This window comes from Mesorhizobium sp. P2_E9 (assembly GCF_056403815.1).
Window position 1 is genome coordinate 1 of record NZ_JBFUET010000051.1, and the last position, 1,253, is coordinate 1,253.

Consider the following 1,253-nt stretch of genomic DNA (forward strand, 5'->3'; position numbering starts at 1 on the left):
CAGGGCAATCGGGTGAGTTAACGCGTGACAAGGAGGTTGAGAGCTGAATCTGTCGAGATCATTTGATTCTGAGGGGGAATATCTGGATGGACGATGTGGCTTGCAACGCCGGTGCGTTCGCGGAAACGGTTGTTTTTCTGGGTCATTTCAAGGATCTGCCTGATGGTCGGCAGAGTGCGAAGGTAAGGTATCCGCTGGATGAGGTGCTGCTGCTGTGTCTTATGGCGGTGATCGCCGGGGCGGAAGCCATCACCGACATCGCCCGCTTTGGTGAGAAAAAGCTCGATCTGCTTCGTCGGTTTCGACCCTTTCGTGAAGGCGTGCCAGCGCATGATCATCTGGGTGATATCCTTGCCAGCCTTGATGCCGAACACTTCCAGCGCTGCTTTGTGGCGTGGGTAGCGTCACTGACGGGTGCGCCGGAAGGCGTCGTCGCCATAGATGGCAAGACGGTCCGCCGCTCCAAGGGCTCCAGGAATGCCGAGGAGCCGATACACATGGTTTCCGCCTTCGCCGCCCGCCAGCGTCTGGTGCTGGGGCAGGTCAAGGTAGCGGACAAGGCCAATGAGATCCTCGCCATTCCCAAGCTGCTGGACATGCTGGCCATTGAAGGGGCCATCGTGACCATCGATGCCATGGGCTGCCAGCGCGCCATCGCCCAGAAGGTCCTGGACAAGAAGGCCGACTACATCTTCGCCCTCAAAGGCAATCAAGGCACACTGCGCGATGACGTCGAACTCTTTGCGGCCGAACAAAAAGCCAGCGATTTCAAAGACACCACCGTAAGCCGTGCCAGTACGGTCGATGGCGATCACGGACGTATCGAGACCCGGGATATTACCGTCATCCACGACATTGACTGGCTTCAACAAAGCCATCAGTGGCCGGGCCTCAAGAGCGTCGTCATGGTCCAAAGCACCCGTGAGGCTGGCGCCAAGATCGAACGGGAGACGCGTTTCTACATCACCTCGCTGGCTCTCATCGCCAGCTTGATCGGACCTCTCATCCGCGACCATTGGGCCGTCGAGAACAGCCTCCATTGGGTGCTGGACATGGTCTTCCGAGACGATGAATGCCGCCTGCGTACCGATCATGCTCCCGCAAACTTCACAACCATAAAGCACATCGCTCTCAACCTGATACGAAAAGCCCCCGGAAAGGATTCCTTGCGGCTGAAACGAAAGGTCGCCGCATGGGACGATGACTTTCTGGCAACCCTCATCACACGATAATTAACTCACCCGATTCCCCTG

The 1,253-nt window shown here is 57.6% G+C and carries 1 protein-coding gene; it reads left to right on the top strand.

Annotation, left to right across the window (positions count from 1 at the left end; genetic code table 11):
* The first annotated feature begins 86 nt into the window (after positions 1-86).
* Entirely contained in the window at positions 87-1,232 is a 1,146-nt protein-coding gene (locus AC1D05_RS35710) for an ISAs1 family transposase (RefSeq protein ID WP_477447674.1), read from the top strand.
* Positions 1,233-1,253: the final 21 nt, after the last annotated feature.